Annotated in this window: 23 protein-coding genes, 2 pseudogenes and 1 other annotated feature (1 of these 26 only partly in view); of the genes and pseudogenes, 22 read left to right on the top strand and 3 right to left on the bottom strand. The window is 38.9% G+C overall.

The window, feature by feature from the left end; genetic code table 11:
* Positions 1–52 (top strand) — a binding site (T-box leader); it begins 198 nt to the left of the window's first position.
* 67 nt (positions 53–119) lie between these two features.
* From CYK55_RS10810 to sufB, 8 genes are all read left to right on the top strand, one after another.
* Positions 120–1,154: a methionine ABC transporter ATP-binding protein gene (locus CYK55_RS10810; RefSeq protein ID WP_034686838.1), complete on the top strand. Its 1,035-nt coding sequence runs from the start codon at positions 120–122 to the stop codon at positions 1,152–1,154.
* The gene (locus CYK55_RS10805; RefSeq protein WP_010734634.1) at positions 1,147–1,833 is read left to right on the top strand and encodes a methionine ABC transporter permease; all 687 of its coding nucleotides are present in this window, start codon (positions 1,147–1,149) and stop codon (positions 1,831–1,833) included. The genes CYK55_RS10810 and CYK55_RS10805 overlap by 8 nt, the downstream gene beginning before the upstream one ends.
* A 23-nt stretch (positions 1,834–1,856) precedes the next feature.
* Complete coding sequence (locus CYK55_RS10800; RefSeq protein WP_126134310.1) at positions 1,857–2,705, top strand: MetQ/NlpA family ABC transporter substrate-binding protein; 849 nt, start codon at positions 1,857–1,859, stop codon at positions 2,703–2,705.
* Positions 2,706–2,917: 212 nt separating this feature from the next.
* Positions 2,918–3,691: a Fe-S cluster assembly ATPase SufC gene (gene sufC / locus CYK55_RS10795; protein ID WP_010734636.1), complete on the top strand. Its 774-nt coding sequence runs from the start codon at positions 2,918–2,920 to the stop codon at positions 3,689–3,691.
* A 14-nt stretch (positions 3,692–3,705) separates the two neighbouring features.
* Entirely contained in the window at positions 3,706–4,995 is a 1,290-nt protein-coding gene (sufD, locus tag CYK55_RS10790; protein ID WP_019724375.1) for a Fe-S cluster assembly protein SufD, read from the top strand.
* Entirely contained in the window at positions 4,992–6,227 is a 1,236-nt protein-coding gene (locus tag CYK55_RS10785; RefSeq protein ID WP_126134309.1) for a cysteine desulfurase, read from the top strand. Before sufD ends, CYK55_RS10785 begins: the two co-directional genes overlap by 4 nt.
* The gene (sufU, locus tag CYK55_RS10780) at positions 6,214–6,684 is read left to right on the top strand and encodes a Fe-S cluster assembly sulfur transfer protein SufU (protein WP_010734639.1); all 471 of its coding nucleotides are present in this window, start codon (positions 6,214–6,216) and stop codon (positions 6,682–6,684) included. The genes CYK55_RS10785 and sufU overlap by 14 nt, the downstream gene beginning before the upstream one ends.
* Positions 6,685–6,688: 4 nt before the next feature.
* The gene (sufB, locus tag CYK55_RS10775; protein ID WP_034686829.1) at positions 6,689–8,080 is read left to right on the top strand and encodes a Fe-S cluster assembly protein SufB; all 1,392 of its coding nucleotides are present in this window, start codon (positions 6,689–6,691) and stop codon (positions 8,078–8,080) included.
* A gap of 85 nt (positions 8,081–8,165) precedes the next feature.
* Here the strand turns inward: sufB and CYK55_RS10770 are convergent, their stop codons facing one another.
* From CYK55_RS10770 to CYK55_RS10760, 3 genes are all read right to left on the bottom strand, one after another.
* The gene (locus CYK55_RS10770) at positions 8,166–9,338 is read right to left on the bottom strand and encodes a site-specific integrase (protein ID WP_126134308.1); all 1,173 of its coding nucleotides are present in this window, start codon (positions 9,336–9,338) and stop codon (positions 8,166–8,168) included.
* Between the two features lie 279 nt (positions 9,339–9,617).
* Positions 9,618–10,022, bottom strand: a complete 405-nt coding sequence (locus CYK55_RS10765) for an ImmA/IrrE family metallo-endopeptidase (RefSeq protein ID WP_096081731.1) — start codon at positions 10,020–10,022, stop codon at positions 9,618–9,620.
* A gap of 9 nt (positions 10,023–10,031) precedes the next feature.
* Positions 10,032–10,367 carry a helix-turn-helix domain-containing protein gene (locus CYK55_RS10760; RefSeq protein ID WP_126134307.1) on the bottom strand — a complete coding sequence of 112 codons (336 nt, stop codon included), beginning with the start codon at positions 10,365–10,367 and terminating at the stop codon, positions 10,032–10,034.
* A gap of 305 nt (positions 10,368–10,672) precedes the next feature.
* Here CYK55_RS10760 and CYK55_RS10755 point away from each other — a divergent pair, with 305 nt between their 5' ends.
* The 14 genes and pseudogenes from CYK55_RS10755 to CYK55_RS10700 all read left to right on the top strand — a co-directional run bounded on the left by CYK55_RS10755 (position 10,673) and on the right by CYK55_RS10700 (position 17,566).
* On the top strand, positions 10,673–10,876 hold the full coding sequence (locus tag CYK55_RS10755; protein WP_126134306.1) for a hypothetical protein: 204 nt from the start codon (positions 10,673–10,675) through the stop codon (positions 10,874–10,876).
* A gap of 3 nt (positions 10,877–10,879) precedes the next feature.
* On the top strand, positions 10,880–11,188 hold the full coding sequence (locus tag CYK55_RS10750; protein ID WP_126134305.1) for a DUF771 domain-containing protein: 309 nt from the start codon (positions 10,880–10,882) through the stop codon (positions 11,186–11,188).
* A 17-nt stretch (positions 11,189–11,205) separates the two neighbouring features.
* Positions 11,206–11,961 (top strand): phage antirepressor KilAC domain-containing protein, encoded by a 756-nt coding sequence (locus CYK55_RS10745; RefSeq protein ID WP_126134304.1) that lies wholly within the window; start codon positions 11,206–11,208, stop codon positions 11,959–11,961.
* A gap of 11 nt (positions 11,962–11,972) precedes the next feature.
* Entirely contained in the window at positions 11,973–12,161 is a 189-nt protein-coding gene (locus CYK55_RS10740; RefSeq protein ID WP_126134303.1) for a hypothetical protein, read from the top strand.
* A 138-nt stretch (positions 12,162–12,299) separates the two neighbouring features.
* Positions 12,300–12,428: a hypothetical protein gene (locus CYK55_RS13965; protein WP_277600558.1), complete on the top strand. Its 129-nt coding sequence runs from the start codon at positions 12,300–12,302 to the stop codon at positions 12,426–12,428.
* Between the two features lie 143 nt (positions 12,429–12,571).
* Complete coding sequence (locus CYK55_RS10730; RefSeq protein WP_126134302.1) at positions 12,572–13,264, top strand: ERF family protein; 693 nt, start codon at positions 12,572–12,574, stop codon at positions 13,262–13,264.
* Positions 13,265–14,149 (top strand): DUF1351 domain-containing protein, encoded by an 885-nt coding sequence (locus CYK55_RS10725; RefSeq protein WP_096081725.1) that lies wholly within the window; start codon positions 13,265–13,267, stop codon positions 14,147–14,149.
* A 140-nt stretch (positions 14,150–14,289) separates the two neighbouring features.
* A pseudogene (locus CYK55_RS14090) lies at positions 14,290–14,760 on the top strand (putative HNHc nuclease); the annotation flags it as partial.
* Positions 14,761–14,853: 93 nt separating this feature from the next.
* A pseudogene (locus tag CYK55_RS14085) lies at positions 14,854–14,964 on the top strand (putative HNHc nuclease); the annotation flags it as partial.
* A 2-nt stretch (positions 14,965–14,966) separates the two neighbouring features.
* On the top strand, positions 14,967–15,884 hold the full coding sequence (locus CYK55_RS10715) for a phage replisome organizer N-terminal domain-containing protein (RefSeq protein WP_126134300.1): 918 nt from the start codon (positions 14,967–14,969) through the stop codon (positions 15,882–15,884).
* A complete protein-coding gene (locus CYK55_RS13535) occupies positions 15,874–16,041 on the top strand; it encodes a hypothetical protein (RefSeq protein WP_164546248.1) in 168 nt (55 codons plus the stop codon). The genes CYK55_RS10715 and CYK55_RS13535 overlap by 11 nt, the downstream gene beginning before the upstream one ends.
* Positions 16,028–16,531 carry a hypothetical protein gene (locus tag CYK55_RS13605; protein WP_194928328.1) on the top strand — a complete coding sequence of 168 codons (504 nt, stop codon included), beginning with the start codon at positions 16,028–16,030 and terminating at the stop codon, positions 16,529–16,531. The genes CYK55_RS13535 and CYK55_RS13605 overlap by 14 nt, the downstream gene beginning before the upstream one ends.
* A 6-nt stretch (positions 16,532–16,537) precedes the next feature.
* Positions 16,538–16,897: a YopX family protein gene (locus tag CYK55_RS10705; protein ID WP_126134299.1), complete on the top strand. Its 360-nt coding sequence runs from the start codon at positions 16,538–16,540 to the stop codon at positions 16,895–16,897.
* A gap of 429 nt (positions 16,898–17,326) precedes the next feature.
* Positions 17,327–17,566 (top strand): hypothetical protein, encoded by a 240-nt coding sequence (locus tag CYK55_RS10700; RefSeq protein WP_228760913.1) that lies wholly within the window; start codon positions 17,327–17,329, stop codon positions 17,564–17,566.
* The last annotated feature ends 187 nt before the right edge of the window (positions 17,567–17,753 follow it).

The following is a 17,753-nucleotide window of genomic DNA, read 5'->3' as shown; positions in this document are numbered from 1 at the left end:
AATAGCAGCGAATCAAGGTGGTCACACGGAAGTCTAAACTTTCGTCCTTTTGCTAAACGCAAAGGACGAAAGTTTTTTTGTTGTCTAAGAGAAAATAAGTAAAGAAAGATGTGAACGATATGTCATTGATCCAATTGACGAATGTCAAGAAAACATTTGGCGGGAAACATGGGACGATCCACGCTATCAACGACGTTTCACTACAAGTGGAACAAGGCGACATTTACGGCATCGTCGGTTATTCCGGTGCTGGTAAGAGTACGTTAGTTCGTTTGTTGAACGGCTTGGAATTACCTACAGATGGTCAAGTAATTGTCAACGACCAAGACATTACTAAATTAAAAAATAAAGAATTACGCGTTTTTCGTAAAAAAATCGGTATGATTTTTCAACATTTCAATCTATTGTGGTCACGTACCGTACTAGAAAATATCCAGTTCCCTTTGGAATTAGCCGGTGTACCGAAACAACAACGGAAAGAAAGAGCAGAAGAATTGCTCCGTTTAGTCGGTTTGGAAGGACGAGGACAAGCTTATCCGTCCCAATTATCCGGTGGACAAAAGCAAAGAGTCGGGATTGCTCGTGCGTTAGCCAATGAGCCAGAAATCCTCCTTTGCGATGAAGCGACAAGTGCATTGGACCCACAAACGACAGAAGAGGTCTTAGATTTATTATTAGCAATCAATAAAAAATTGAACTTGACGATTGTTTTGATCACTCATGAAATGAACGTTATTCGTAAAATCTGTAACAAAGTGGCAGTGATGGAGCGTGGGCAAGTCGTAGAAGAAGGCGATGCGTTGACCGTTTTCCGTCATCCGCAACAAGAAGTCACAAAACGCTTCGTCCAACAAGACATCGAACCAGAAGCTGAATCCACTGAATTATTGGCAGAGTTGATCAAAGAAAATCCAGATGGTCGCTTAGTGACGTTGACCTTCAACGAAACGAATGCCAATGAACCAGTGATTTCTCAAGCCATTCGTCGGTACAATGTCGATATCAATGTCGTATATGGGAAAATCAAGCAAACCAAAGAAGGCTCGTTTGGTTCGCTGACTACCTTGATGATCGGAGAGGAAAACGAATTGGACCAAGCAGAAAACTTCATCAAAGAGCAAGGCGTCGGAGTGGAGGTGATCCATCATGGATAAAAGCTTCACAGAAACCTACCTTGATTTCAGCCAAATCAACATGGAGACAATGCAACAAGCCATCATGGACACGTTATACATGACGTTGATCTCCATGGTCTTAGTAACCATCATCGGTTTGATCCTTGGTTTGATCCTTTACTCGATTGGTCGCAAAAACAAACCGTACGCGCGGATCATTTACGGTATCGTTTCGATCATTAGTAATATTTTCCGATCGACACCATTCATGATCTTGATGGTCTTGATCATTCCCTTTACCAAAGCAATCGTAGGAACGATGTTAGGCGCACAAGCAGCGATTCCAGCTCTCGTGTTGTCCGCTGCTCCTTTTTACGCTCGACTTGTAGAAATCGCGTTTCGCGAAGTCAGTCCTGGGGTCTTAGAAGCCGCAGATGCGATGGGCGCGAGCTATTGGGAAATCATTTGGAAAGTCTTGATCCCTGAAAGTGTCCCAGCCTTGATCTCAGGTTTGACTGTAACGACGATCTCGATGATCGGTTTTACTGCCATGGCAGGAGCAATCGGTGCCGGTGGTCTAGGTGGCTTGGCTTGGCAAGAAGGCTACCAACGTGGTAATTTAACAGTGACTTTTGTCGCTACCTTGATTATTTTAGTCATCGTATTTATTGTTCAAGGAATCGGGGATTTCTTAACGAAGAAAACAGATAAAAGATAGTAGGAAATAGGAGGATATAGGATATGAAAAAGAAAATTTTTGGATTTGCAGCAACGCTTTTACTGACAGTTGGATTAGCCGCATGTGGAAACGGCGGAAGCAGTAGTGACTCATCAAACGCATCAGACGATACAACCTTGAAAATCGGCGCATCACCAACACCACATGCGGAAATCTTAGAACATGTGAAGCCGCTTTTGAAAGACGAAGGCATTGATTTGGAAATCGTCAAATTTGACGACTATGTCTTGCCAAATCAAGCATTATCAGAAGGCGACATTGATGCGAACTATTTCCAACACATCCCTTACTTGAACAAAGAAATTGACGAAAAAGGCTATGATTTTGTCAATGCCGGTGCTGTCCACATCGAACCAATGGGCTTGTATTCAAAAAAAATCAAAGACATTTCTGAATTAGAAGATGGCGCAACGATCATTACTTCAAATTCAGAATCTGACTGGGGACGGATCATCACGATCTTGAAAGCCGCTGGTTTAGTGACAGTCAAAGACGGCGTTGATTTAGAAACAGCCACATTTGATGATATCGATGAAAATCCTAAAAACTTGAAATTCAATCATACGATCGATCCAGCATTATTGGCTTCTACCTACCAAAATGATGAAGGTGATCTAGTAGCTATCAACGCGAACTTTGCTTACGGCGCTGGATTGAATCCATTAGAAGAGGCGGTATTACTAGAAAAAGATAACTCACCATATGTCAACATCATTGCGACACGTAAAGGTGACGAAGACAGCGACAAGATCAAAAAATTGATCGAAGTCTTGCATCAAGAAGATGTTCGTCAATGGATCGAAGAACAATGGGAAGGCTCCGTGAAATCTGTTGATGCGGATGCAAAATAAAACCTGTAAAGTCTGGGAATGATTCCCAGACTTTTTTTGAGAAAAAACGAACAAAAACTATTTTATTTAGTTTATAAAGATTATCAATTGAAAATGATGTTTTATTTGCAATAAATCAAAATTATGACATTTTTAACTGGTCGGGGCGTTGCGCTTCATTCTCAATTAGTCTAAAATAAGTGAGAACGAATCAGAATATGGAGGGGAACTACATGTCTGTCTTAGAAATAAAAAACCTACATGTGTCGATTGAGGACAAGAAAATCCTTAAAGGCGTGAATTTAACAATGAAAACAGGGGAAATCCATGCCATCATGGGACCAAACGGAACAGGTAAATCGACCTTGTCTGCTGCAATTATGGGAAATCCGAATTACGAAGTAACTGAAGGAGAAATCCTTTTTGATGGGCAAAATGTGTTAGAGCTAGAAGTAGATGAACGTGCACGTTTAGGTCTGTTTTTAGCCATGCAATACCCAAGTGAGATTCCAGGGATCACAAATGCCGAATTTATGCGTGCAGCGATCAATGCGACACGTCCGGAAGATGACAAGATTTCTGTCATGTCATTCTTGAAAAAGTTAGATGAAAAGATGGCACTTTTGAACATGCCAGAAGAAATGGCTGAACGTTATTTGAACGAAGGCTTTTCTGGTGGAGAGAAAAAACGTAATGAGATCTTACAACTCTTGATGTTAGAACCAACGTTTGCGATTTTAGATGAAATCGATTCTGGTTTAGATATCGATGCACTGAAAGTCGTGGCAAAAGGCGTGAACGAAATGCGTGGCGACAGCTTTGGTGCCTTGATCATCACTCATTACCAACGCTTGTTAAACTACATCACACCTGACGTCGTCCACATCATGATGGAAGGTCGTGTCGTGATGACTGGCAGTGCAGATCTAGCAAAACGCCTAGAAGCCGAAGGATATGCTGGCATCAGTAAAGAATTAGGAATCGACTACAAAGAAGAAGAAGCGTAAGGAGGAGCACATCTATGAAAGACATTAAATGGCTCGATCATCTTGACGCTGTTACAGATTTTTCATTCAGTAAAGGTGAACCGGAATGGATGACGACGCTTCGTCAAGAGGCGCTGAAAAAAGCAGATGAACTACCATTGCCCCATATCGAACGTGTGAAATTCCACCGTTGGCCATTGTTTTCAATCAATGAGTTAACTGATCAGACACCTGAATCTGGAAATGTTGCGGCATTTGATGCGATGAAAGACAATCCATTAGTCGTGCAACAAGGTACCTTGACTGTCTTTGAGCAATTATCCGCAGACCTTGCAGAACAAGGAGTAATCTTTACAGATCTATTTACTGCAATGCAAGAATACCCTGAATTAGTCCAAGAATATTACATGACGAAAGCGGTTGAAATGGACGAAGACCAATTGACTGCGCTTCATGCGGCATTCATGAATAGTGGCTTGTTCTTATATGTACCAAAAAACGTAGTCATTAAAGAACCGATCGAATCCCTGTTTATCCAAGAAGGAGCATTTTCGCAACACTTCTTTAAACACGTCTTGATCGTCGCAGATGAACACAGTGAATTCTCTTACTTGGAACGATTCCAAACAACTGGAGAAGAATTACAAAAAGTCTCTGGGAATATCATTGTTGAAGTCATCGCCAAAGCCGGTGCTAAAGTCAAATATGCAGCAGTCGATCAATTAGGCGAAAATGTCACAGCATATATGAACCGTCGTGGACATATCTTACGGGATGCTTTTGTGGACTGGGCAATCGGAGTGATGAACGATGGGAATATCGTCGCTGATTTTGATTCAGATCTTGTCGGTGAAGGCGGACATGCGGAAGTCAAGATCGTGGCAATCAGTTCAGGAAAACAAACCCAAGGAATCGATACCCGGGTGACAAATAAAGCCCCGCATACAATCGGACATATCTTGCAACATGGCGTGATCCGCGAACGTGGTACGTTGACATTCAACGGTATCGGACACATCTTGAAAAAAGCTAAAGGTGCCGATGCCCAACAAGAAAGCCGTGTCTTGATGCTTTCAGATAAAGCCAGAGGCGATGCCAATCCGATCCTCTTGATCGATGAACACGAAGTTACAGCAGGACATGCCGCAAGTGTTGGACGTGTCGATCCGGAAGAAATGTATTATTTGATGAGTCGAGGCTTACGAAAAGAAGAAGCAGAACGTTTAGTCATTCGTGGCTTCTTAGGGTCTGTCTTAACTGCGATCCCAGTTGAAGCGGTGCGCAAAGAACTAGTGGCAGTTATTGAAGGGAAGTTAAATGTATGATTTCTCCAGAAAAAATCCGTCAAGATTTCCCGATCTTATTTCAGGAAGTCAATGACGAACCCCTGGTGTATTTAGACAATGCAGCGACTACGCAAAAACCCAAACAAGTGTTAGCGACTATGACGCATTATTATTCCGCAAACAATGCCAACGTCCATCGAGGCGTGCATACGTTAGCCGAGCGAGCAACCCATGATTACGAAGCTGCCAGAGAAAAAGTTCGTCGTTTTTTAAATGCCCAAGAGACCGCCGAGATCCTTTTCACTCGTGGAACGACCACAAGCTTGAATTGGGTAGCGCAAAGCTATGGCGATGCCTTTGTCAAAGCCGGTGATGAAATCGTGATCTCTTATATGGAGCATCATTCGAACATCATCCCTTGGCAACAGTTGGCAAAACGAACTGGCGCTACTTTGAAATACATCGAATTGACCGAAGAAGGCTTCCTTGATCTAGAACATGCTACTTCGATCATTACGGAAAAAACCAAGATCGTGTCGGTCGCCCATGCTTCTAATGTATTAGGTGTCATCAATCCGATCCAAGAGTTGGCAGCAATTGTTCATGAAAAAGGCGGTATTTTAGTGGTGGATGGTGCACAATCTGCCCCACACATCAAAATCGATGTCCAATCACTAGACTGTGATTTCTTTGCCTTTAGCGGACATAAGATGTGCGCAACGACCGGAACAGGTGTATTATATGGAAAACGGAAATGGTTGGAACAAATGGAACCCGTTGAATTCGGTGGAGAAATGATCGACTTTGTTGGCCTACAAGACAGCACATGGAAAGAACCTCCCTGGAAATTCGAAGCAGGCACACCAAACATTGCCGGTGTGATTGCACTCGGCGCTGCCATCGATTATCTTGAATCGATTGGTCTAGCAGGCATTCATCAATATGAAGAAGAACTTGTTGGTTATGTCATACCAAAACTCCAAGCAATCGAAGGCTTGACGATCTATGGACCAAAAGACCCAGCGCATCGTACAGGTGTGATTTCCTTTAATTTAGAGAATCTACATCCCCATGATGTAGCGACAGCCCTTGATATGGAAGGCGTCGCCGTTCGTGCCGGTCATCATTGTGCCCAACCATTATTGAAGTATCTAGGGGTTGCTGCGACAGCTCGTGCCAGCTTTTACATTTATAACACAAAAGCAGATGCCGATCGTTTCGTCCAAGCAATTCTCGCAACAAAGGAGTTTTTCCAACATGGCGCTATCTAAATTAGATAATCTTTACCGTCACGTGATCTTGGACCATTCATCCCATCCACATCATCGTGGCACGTTGACGGAATCAACGAATAAGATTGAAATGAACAACCCCACCTGTGGGGATGTCATTGAATTACAAGTCGAGATCAAAGACGGCAAAATCAATAATATCGCCTTTGACGGCAGTGGTTGCTCCATCAGCACAGCCAGTGCCTCAATGATGACCGATGCTGTCATTGGCAAAACAATTGCAGAAGCAGAGCAATTGACGGACGACTTTTTACTACTGGTCCAAGGAAAAGAAGTCGCAGAGCTTGAATCACTAGGGGACGCTGCCATGTTAAGTGGTGTCGCAAAATTCCCCGCGCGCATCAAATGCGCAACACTTGCCTGGAAAGCACTAGGCAAGGCAATGGAAGAAGACGGTACTGCAACCGTCCATCATGAGCACAAGGAAAAGGAGTGAGCAAATGGGCGTACCAGAATTAGAAGAATATAAATTTGGCTTCCACGACGACGTGGAACCCGTTTTTAGTACAGGAGAAGGCTTGACCGAAGAAGTCGTTCGGGAAATGTCACGAATCAAAGAAGAACCAGAATGGATGTTGGAGTTTCGTTTGAAATCTCTGGAAGCATTCAACAAAATGCCTATGCAAGACTGGGGACCAGACTTATCTGACATTGATTTCAATGCCATCAAATATTACCAAAAACCAAGTGACCGACCTGCTCGCGATTGGGATGACGTACCAGAAAAAATCAAAGAAACCTTTGAACGAATCGGTATTCCAGAAGCCGAACGTGCTTATTTAGCCGGCGCTTCTGCCCAATACGAATCAGAAGTCGTATACCACAATATGAAAGATGAATTCGAAAAACTCGGCATCGTCTTTACCGACACAGATTCTGCATTGAAAGAGTATCCTGAACTATTCAAAGAATACTTTGCAAAACTCGTGCCACCAACAGATAACAAACTAGCCGCACTAAACTCAGCCGTTTGGTCTGGGGGGACGTTTATCTATGTACCAAAAGGCGTCAAAGTCGATGTTCCATTACAAACCTACTTCCGAATCAACGCCGAAAACACCGGCCAATTCGAACGTACGTTGATCATCGTGGACGAAGGCGCCAGCATCCACTATGTCGAAGGCTGTACGGCACCGACTTATTCAAGTAACAGCCTACACGCAGCTATCGTGGAAATCTTTACCCGTAAAGACGGCTACTGCCGCTATACAACGATTCAAAACTGGTCAGACAACGTCTATAACCTCGTAACCAAACGAGCAAAAGCCTACGAAGGCGCAACTGTTGAATGGATTGACGGCAACTTAGGAGCCAAAACAACCATGAAATACCCAAGTGTCTACTTAGACGGACGAGGCGCACGAGGTACCATGCTATCCATCGCATTTGCCGGAGCCAACCAAATCCAAGACACAGGCGCAAAAATGATCCACAATGCACCAAACACTTCAAGCTCGATCGTCTCAAAATCAATTTCAAAAGACGGCGGTGAAGTAAACTATCGTGGCCAAGTCACCTTTGGAAAAGACAGTGCCGGCTCGATCTCTCATATCGAATGCGATACCATCATCATGGACGAATGGTCCAAATCTGATACCATCCCATTCAACGAGATCCACAACAGCCAAGTCTCGTTGGAACACGAAGCAAAAGTCTCCAAAATCTCAGAAGAACAACTCTACTACCTCATGAGCCGCGGCTTGACCGAATCCGAAGCCACAGAAATGATCGTCATGGGCTTCGTCGAACCATTCACAAAAGAACTACCGATGGAATATGCGGTAGAGTTGAATCGGTTGATAAGTTATGAGATGGAAGGCAGCGTTGGTTAAGGTTAAATTACCAATGATTTCAAGCTTTTCATGGGGTGAGTGATTGACATTTGCCACAAATTTGCCACAAAAATAATAAAAAAATTTAGGAGTGCTCTTTGAGTGCTCCTTTTTCGTTCATATAGTTTTGGTAGAGTTTTAAAGAATCATCTTCGATTTTTTCTGTAATGTGCATATAAATGTCAGCAGTCACACTTATAGTGCTGTGCCCAAGTCGAGTACTGACATACTTTATGTTTGCCCCAGATTCTAGTAAATGAACTGCATGGCTATGCCGCAAAGCATGAGGGGAAAGTACAGGGACATTCGCACGTTCACATGTTTTATAGAAAAATTCTCTAACAACTGAATGGCGCAAATAGTTGCCGTTTTCGTTAGAAAATACCATAGATTCATTTATTGGGCTATCGTACGATCGATACCTCAAAATACATTCATTCTTGTTTATTTTATGTTTCTTTAGCAGATGAACAAGACGATCATCAATTTTGATCGTACGAATACTTGTTTTTGATTTAGGTGGCGTAATTATTGAATTGTTATGATCATCGTAAGATAGTGATTTGTTTACTGTTAATTTATCTCCGTCAATATCTAACCACTCTAACGCTAAAGCTTCGCCTAATCGGAGACCAGTACTCGCTAACAGGTAGAATAAGACGTAATATTGAATGGAATGAGCGTATTTACCTAATTTATAAGAGGATAAGTATTCTAACATTTGAGCAAGCTCATTTTTAGAATAGAATTTCAATTTCTGTTCTTCTTTAGCGGTTGGGAGTTTTATTTTTTTAGCAACATTTTTTTCAAGATAGTTGAGTTCATATACTGCAGTCTCTAATGCATCGTGTAACACATTTAGATTTGATCGAATTGTGTTTCTTGTTTGTTGCTTTGTGGTATCTAGGTCATTTACCCACTTAACAATATCTGTACGGGTTATTTCCTTTAAACTCATCATTCCAAACGTAGGTAATATATGAAGTCTTATGGAACGTTCTAACCTAAGATAAGTTGATTGTTTGATATTTGGTTTTTTGTAAACTTCGAGCCAATCCTCCAAATAGTCGGCCATTAATGTGTTATTAGCTCCAATCTGAACACCGTTATTATATTGTCTTTCAAGTTCATTTGCCGCAGCTTGTGCATCTCTCTTTGTTCTAAACCCACTTTTCGAAACTTCTCTAAATTTTCCGTTATCTTTATATCGAATACGAAAACGCCACTTTCCGTTTTCTTGTTGCTTGATACTAGCCATGATAATCAACACCTTTCTTAGACATTCTAGGACTCTAACACGGCTAACTCTCTATCTTGAAAGCCTGTTGTTTTTTTACTAACGCAATATCTCCTTCGGATATTTCTATTTGAGACAAAACATCATTTGTTAGTATTAAATTTAAGTAGTTATCCATGTCAATATTAAATTTTGCTTCATTCTGTAGTAAAAAACCGTTTGGTATAGTCAAATTTTTTTCGGACATAATGAATCCCTTTTCAAGAATGTATGTTCGTTTTCCAGGCAAAAAAATAATAATTAAACTGCAACTTCGTTTCTTACCATTTCTAAAATAAGATTTCTGATAGTAGATTCGCAATTGTAATCTAGTTCATAGTAGTCCATAAATGAAAAAATGTTTATTTGATATGGATCGATATGACATTCAGATAAAAAATCGTAGAGTAAATTCTCAATCATAAATCGATCAGCTTCATATTCCATTTTAGTTCTGAAATAAAATATCTTGTAGAGCTCAATAAATTCTTTGTGATCTACAACATGCTTTATTTCATGATAAATTGTTTTTCTTCTGTCTTCTTGCGAGAGGCTGCAGTTAACGAAGATAATATGCTCTTCTTCGATATAGCAGCCATCTGATTCCATTTCAACATAAGCAATACCTACGCCACATTCATTAAGTACCGTTTCTAATAACTGCATACACTCACCTCACTTCGAACTTTGTCTACCTTCTATATAAGCGCGAATTGCCGCTCTATCTATCTCGGTTAGTGGTTTACCACCAAAAGTCATAGCGTTGTCGAGCATCTTGTCTAAATCGTCAGGCACACGTTCCTGTATCGGATTAGGGTTGTCTGTGCGTCCTAATAGGTAGTCAGTTGTTACGCCGAAGTAGTCAGCGATAACTTTTAGATTATTGCCACTAGGTACTTTTTTCTTCCAAGAGTACAAGTAATTTTTACTGAATCCAGTTCGTTCTTCTAAAGTATTTATAGAAATTCCTTGTTTATCAGCTAGTTTTTTTACTCTATCAAATACCGTCATCTCAAGATTCTCCTCAATAGAGAACACAGACTATTAAACTTTTGATTAAAATTAATTTGACAATTAATCTATAGTCTAATATACTGTATTCATAAGCTAGTTATTTAGCTAGAAACAAAACTAAATAGTACCAATAAAAATCGAAAAATTTCGAGGTCGGCAAACTTAGAAATACTGATTTATAGGCTTTTTTTCAGTCTTATTTAGCTATGGTTTTATTTTACACTATAGTTTAAAAATGTCAATAATTAGTTTAATTTCTAGCTATATTTCTAGCTTAAATATATGAGAAATGAGGTGACGTTATGGTCATTGAAGATTTTCATGAAATGGTCCTGATTCAAATGAAACGTCAAGATAAAACCTGGAAATACCTTGGCGAATTAATCGGAACTTCACCGACATACGCCAAGCAAATTGTAGAAGGTATTCAAAAAGGCCCTAAAGCCCAAGAATACAAACGTACAATCGCCAACGATTTACAGATTGCAATAGTAAAGGGGGCGTAATCTATGTTTCAGCAACAAAGACAGTCAGTGACGGTGGATATTCAGGTTGATGACGCGTACTGGAAAGAATATGCAGACGCATACCTTAGAGAACTGTTTGAGCATTATCTACGACCACAGTTTTTAACTATTGCTGACATGGAAAAAATTACTCGTAGAAAACGAGCGTGGATAATGGAATACATTGTCGATGACCCATATGTGCGGAAAAACAAGTTAGCTAAAAAAGATACAGATGGTAAATGGATTTTTGATGCCGAGAATATTCGACCGTTTTTAAAACGATTATTTGATAATTTACCAGATTATTAGAGAATGGAGGCAACATAATGAATCAACCACAAATTTTTTATTTCGAACAAAACGAAGTTCGAACAATCTTAGTAAATGACGAACCATATTTTGTAGGTAAAGACGTTGCAGAAGTCTTAGGATATAGAAACACTCAAAAAGCAATCCTAAATCATGTGGATGAAGAAGACAAGGGGATAACGAAATGGGACACCCTTGGAGGAAAACAAAACATGACAATCATCAACGAATCAGGGTTATACAGCTTAATACTTAAATCCAAGCTTCCAAACGCAAGAAAGTTCAAACGTTGGGTAACGAGTGAAGTTCTACCAACAATTAGAAAGAACGGCGCATACCTAACCGATCAAAAAGCGTATGAGATTACACACAATCCAAACTCACTAGCAGATCTGTTGTTACAAGCAGGTGAACAATTAAAACAAAAAGATTTGGTTATCCAAGAAATGCAACCTAAAGCATTATTCTCAGATGCAGTAAGAGGGAGCGTTAATTCATGTTTGATTAAAGAATTAGCCACGATTCTAAAACAAAACGGTATAAATATTGGACAAAATCGTTTGTTCATTTGGTTAAGAGAGAATGGTTATCTTTGTCGAGACGGACGACGTAAGAATCAACCAACGCAACGTTCTATGGATTTAGGAATTATGGACGTGAGGGAGCATGTACGCACGAATTCTCAAGGTGAGTTAGTGACAAAGTTCACGCCTCTTGTTACTGGTAAAGGACAGCAATACTTTATAAATAAATTTTTGAATGAGGATGTATAGGAGGTAAGTTGATGACTTATACAGTACAACAAGAACATCAAATTCTCAATCTTATTAGGCTACGTAGAAAAGAATTGCAAGATGATCGTGCAGCGCTTAGAAAAGCCGATGAGCTTTCAGATAGACAAGCAGAGCTGATTGCGACTGAGCTTGAAGATTTACGCAAGTTAGAAATTAAAAATAGGGAGATAAGACTATGAAAAAGACAGACACGCTTTTTATCGGAGTCATTTTAGGTTTACTCGTACTAGTAGCACACTACAGCGTAGTAGGAGGGAGTATTTTCGCAAGTTTAATGGTTTTGATGAACCTATTAGATTCCAAGGAAAGGAGAACATATGAAACGAAAAGAAGCTTTGAAAAAAGGAAAGGTGATTGCTGATAAATGGTGGTATGACAATAAGTCAACTATTTTAAGCAAACAGCTAATCAATAAACAAAAAGCATGGATACAAATAAAAAAGTGACTCCGCCGGCAAGCAATGAGTCACAAAGAAAACATGTCTAAGGAGATTTTAGCATATGAATAATGAACTTTCCACTTTAGATGAATATTTAAATAATCCTGACTGGGGTAAACCGACTATTAATGAAGTGGAGGATGAAGTAGATGAAGACTAGTGACGAAACAAATGAGATTTATAAAGGGCTATATCAATTGAAAGGTAAGCTACAACAACCTAAATTCGATGCCTCTGTAAACTATGGAACAAAAAACGGTGGGGAAATGAAATTTGAGTACGCAACACTTAAATCTATTGAATCAGCTATAAGAAATGCTGCTCAAGAGTCTGATAGTGGGATTGATTTTGGTCAAGATGTAGTTACAAGTGATAACCATGTTGCTGTAACAACATGCGTTTATCATTCAAGTGGTCAATACATTTTATATGGTCCTTTAGGGTTTCCATGTAATACAAAAAATCCCCAATCTTTGGGTAGTGTAATTACTTATGCAAAAAGGTATTCGCTGGCTAGTTCATTCGGAGTTGTCGCAGATGGGGATGATGACGCCAAAATTGGTGCTGATGAGAATGAAAAAATTCAGAATGACAATAATTTAGATTCTGAGTTTAAACAGACATTTGATGATTATGTTCATCGAATCGCTCAGTTAACTAACCAAGAAAAAGAATTCATAGTTGCTACAACACTTGAAAGAAGCGGTTTTAGTTGCTTTAAACAAATTGACAGAAACTCCTATTCGAAAATCATTGGATTTCTTAAACGCTACGCATTGAAAGCAGAGCAGAAGAAAAAAGAATCGGAAAATCACAATAAACCATCTTGGGAGGATTTATAAATGAGCAATGAACTATCAACAGAAGTCATCTTTGATGTTAATTATCAACCAAGTGTAATTGAAATTATCAATGAAGATCAACTAGCGAATTTAATCAATGCAACTGTTAAGCGTTTTGAAAATTTGATTTTTAAAGAAGAGGATATTGCAGATGCTAAGAAAGCAAGAAAGGAACTAAATCGAATTTTTGATTTGATCGATTCGAAAAGAAAAGAAGTGAAGAAGGAATTTAGTGAACCTCTTAATACATTTGAAAATCAAATCAAAATCTACAGTGATGAGATCAAACTAGCATCTAAAGGTATTGCTGACCAAATCAAAGAATTTGAAGCTAAAACAAAGGAAGAACGAAAAACAATTGTTTTGGCATTCATCAAAAAACAAGCAAGTAAGGCTGAGATTGAACCTAATGAAATCAGCCTCCAAAGTAATTGGCTGAATGCTTCAAGTTTTACAGCCAAAAACAATTTAACGAAAAAAATTGAAGAAGAAATAATTGCTGAATGCATGGCGATAAAACAGGAAAAAGAAAACTATGAACAGCAAAAATCGTTGGTTGAAAGCTATGTAAAAGCTTATGGTCTTGAGCCAATGGCTTGGATCTCTTTAATTGATGAAGGACTAACTGCAGCACAGATTTTCCCAAAGATAGATCAAGCTGTCAAAGAATTAAGAGAAACAGAAGAGAAAGAAATAGAAAAGACAGAAAAACAAATAAAACAAACAGTAACGCCAGAAATAACTGTGGAAACTCCACAAGAAACAAACACCGATGAACCGAAGTATTCCTTCACCTTAAACATTACAGGTACTGCTAAACAATTATCAGTCATTAAGAAAACAGTTGAGAACTTAGGCGTAGAGTACTCCGTTGAAATGGAATAATCAACGAATCAGACGAAAAAGAAGTGATTTAATTGTTAAAACCATTAATTGATACTTATTCTGCAGTTTTGCGACGATTTAAAGGCAATGAAATAGTGGCAACGATAAATGAAGAAGTAAATATCGAACGACTCAGGACAATGTATAGCGGGTACGAGGGTGATCGGATTATTGAAGTTCGCTTTATTGATCCGCGCAGATTCACGGTGCAACAACGCAAATTTATTTTTGATTTGTTGAGAGACATATCCATGCATTTTGGGGAACCGATAAAGTCTCATAAAGAGTATTTTTATGCCGAATTCGAAGGCGAAACAGGAAGAACTATAAGTTTAAAAGATACATCTAGCACAACAATTAGTGATGCCAACATTTTAATCAATATCATTCTAGATTATATTTTTGAGAATCACGTATCTTTCAAAAACGGCTATGACATTTTACCGGTAAATCAAGAATATTATTTCTACAAATGTATTATTAACAGAGTTTGTTGTATTTGTGGAAAAACAGGTGCTGAGATAGATCATTTTGACCAGGCATTAGGAAGACGTAAGCGTAAAAAAGTAGATCATACAGAATATACTTTTGCTGCATTATGCAACGGTCATCAGTCTATTCAAGAAATAGAAAGAGAACTGATGATTGATGGGGTTAACGGCTTAGATACGGATAAGGTACGAGAGATAGTAAAAAGAGGCGGCCACCATGCAGAAAAGCATCTAATCGGCATTGCTGCATTTAAACAAAAATATCATGTTAAAGGTATCAAATTGAACCAAGAAACAATCAAGAAACTGAATATAGGAGGATAGCAGTGGCTGAAATAAGTTGGATTAAGCTGAGTACAGGTTTACCAGATAATAAAAAAATTAAAAGAATTAGAAAAATGCCTGATGGGGATAAAGTGATTTTATTTTGGGTATTTTTACTAGCAAGAGCAGGAGAAGTGAATAGAAGAGGAGGATTGTTTCTGACAGAAACCTTACCTTACTCCGAAGAAGATTTGGCAGCTGATTTTGATTTTACCGTTGAATTTGTACGTTTTGCTTTACTTACTTTAGAGAAATATTCAATGGTTACACGATATGAAGAAATCTTCTTTATAAAAAATTGGGAAGAATATCAATCAATCGAAGGACTAGAAAAAATTAGAGAACAAAATAGATTGAGACAAGCCAAATTTAGAAAAAAACAAAAACAGCTTTCTTTGGATAACGTTACTGTCACGCAAAGTAACGGAACAGATATAGAAGTAGATAAAGAAAAAGATAAAGAAATAGAAAAAGAAGATGAAGAAGACATTGGAGTATACGAATTCATTCAAAAAAGCTGGGGAAAATCACCGACTGGACTTCTGCAAGGTGCGTTAGGTCCTATGATCAAGAATTGGGGTTCAGATATGATCTTATTTGCCTTTAAACTTGCCTTCGAAAACAGTGTTGAGATGCCTGGATTAAAAAAATACGTTGAAGCGATATTGAATTCATGGAGTAAGCAAGGCATCCAGACATTGGAATCAGCAGAAAAAGCCCAAGAAGCTTTTAAGAACAATAGAAAACAAACTTATTCACCAAAACGGCAAAACAATGTCCGTCGTGAAAAGCTGCCTGATTGGGTGAATCAACCAAAAGAAGAAAAAACAATTGATCCACAACAAAAAGCAGAAATTGATGCACGTTTTGAAGCTTATCTTTCTCAACGAAATCAGGAAGGCGAAGGAAATGAATCTTAAACAAATTACAGCGCAGATAGAACTCATGTACGAAGAAGCATTGAGGAAGAGCGCTGAGTATGAAGATAAGTGGCTCAACACGTTCCATGGGGGACGTGAGAGCGCACTTGCTAGTGTACTAAAGTTATTAAAGGAGCAAGCAAATGAATCTGACTAAACAAGAAAAACGTCTATACCGAAAAAAGATGATGCAGATAATGAGAGGTCGATCCGTTGAGGATCTAACAGCCGAAGAACTTAAGGAAGTTCAGTTGATACGAGGTTTCATTGATTCTGACACAATGGACGAATCACAACCTTTGCAAAAGATGAATTTTGAAACATTCACCTATGAAGAGTATAAGAGACTACGAAAAACTGGCTACACTGTCAAAGCCATTAAAGAAGCACTCGACGTTGGTGGTTCGGTTTGGGCCAAGTGGCGTGAACAGAATATTCCAGATGAAGAAAAAAATCAGTATATAAAAAGAAATCAAAAAAGGAAAAGAATCGCCGTATACCACGATGGAAAAATCTTAGTTCAGGGATTGTGTGAAGATATTAGTCGGGAGCTAGGATTGAAGCCCAGCACGATATATACGTATGCAAAAAGGGAAACGACAGATGGTAAGAAGCGAACATTTAAATACATGGAGGAAGAAAAATGATACCGGATACCGAAGTTTAGAGCGTGGGATAAAGAAACACAACTATTAATAAATGTTCTAGTTATCGATTGGCTTAATAAATTGGTGGATTTAGAAGGTGGACGAATTGACCGCCAATTTGATGAAGTTGAACTAATGCAATCCACAGGAATGAAAGATAAGAACGGTGTAGACGTTTATCAAGGCGATATGATCAAATGCACTAGTGGTTGTCCACATGAAGTCATTTGGCTAGAGGAGTATGGCGGGACGTTTGTCGGTGGTATGCCAGCATGGTATCTTTCAGGACTAAATAATGGCTATTCTTGGACGGGTGAAGAAGAGGTAATCGGGAATATTTGGGAGAATAGTGATCTATTAGGGTAGTAGACGTAAGAAACCAGCCTTAAAGACTGGTTTAGTTGTTACTTTTTAAAGCGATAGATTAGATATGCGATAAAAGTAACAACTGCGAGAAATAGGCCAATCAAATATCTAATAAAAACAGATAACGATTGATCAAGTCCATAGTTAAATATTTTAATTATAAAATAAAAAATCGGACATGCAAAAAGAAACATTGTGTAACATTGAGCATTACATTTTGCAAATCTACAAATAACTAGGACGAAAAGAATAACTATCACCCAAAAGATAACTTTTGCAGTTATAAACAAATGAGCCACCCCCTAAATCCCCCACAAATTAACGCTAACACGTTAGAGATTTAGAGACGAATAATAAGATTGAAACTCAGATATATTCAAGCAAGTGAACAAAAACACATTGGTTAGTTTTTATGAAGGAGGAACATCGATGAATTTAAAAATACTACAGAAGAAAAGTCTCGGTCGCGAGACTGAGATGATGTTGTTATCTGTCGAAGATGGTGAAGTCTATCAAGTGAGCATTTGTATTACTAAACTTGAAAAGCCATACTACGCAAATCAGCTATATCGAATATTCGCTACGCTAGATGAAGCACAAGAGTTTTACGAAGATTTATGCGAAATGAGGGAACAAGATGAATGCTCGGCAAAGAAAGAAAAAACGTAAACAGTGGATTGCCATGGTTGGCGCAGAAGCTGAACATCAACTGTATTGCGAATACTGTTACAAGAAACTTGATTTGAAAAGGAATAAATATGGCATTAAATATGGCACGTGCGATGCTTTATGTTATGGGCAAAATGTTGGTGTTTACTAGTTAGCTATCCGACGAGATAGCAGAAAGCGAGGAATG

Source organism: Enterococcus mundtii, assembly GCF_003957375.1.
Classification (GTDB): Bacteria; Bacillota; Bacilli; order Lactobacillales; family Enterococcaceae; genus Enterococcus_B; species Enterococcus_B spodopteracolus.
The sequence above is the reverse complement of the archived record's forward strand: the minus strand, read 5'-3'. Positions and strand labels throughout refer to the sequence as shown.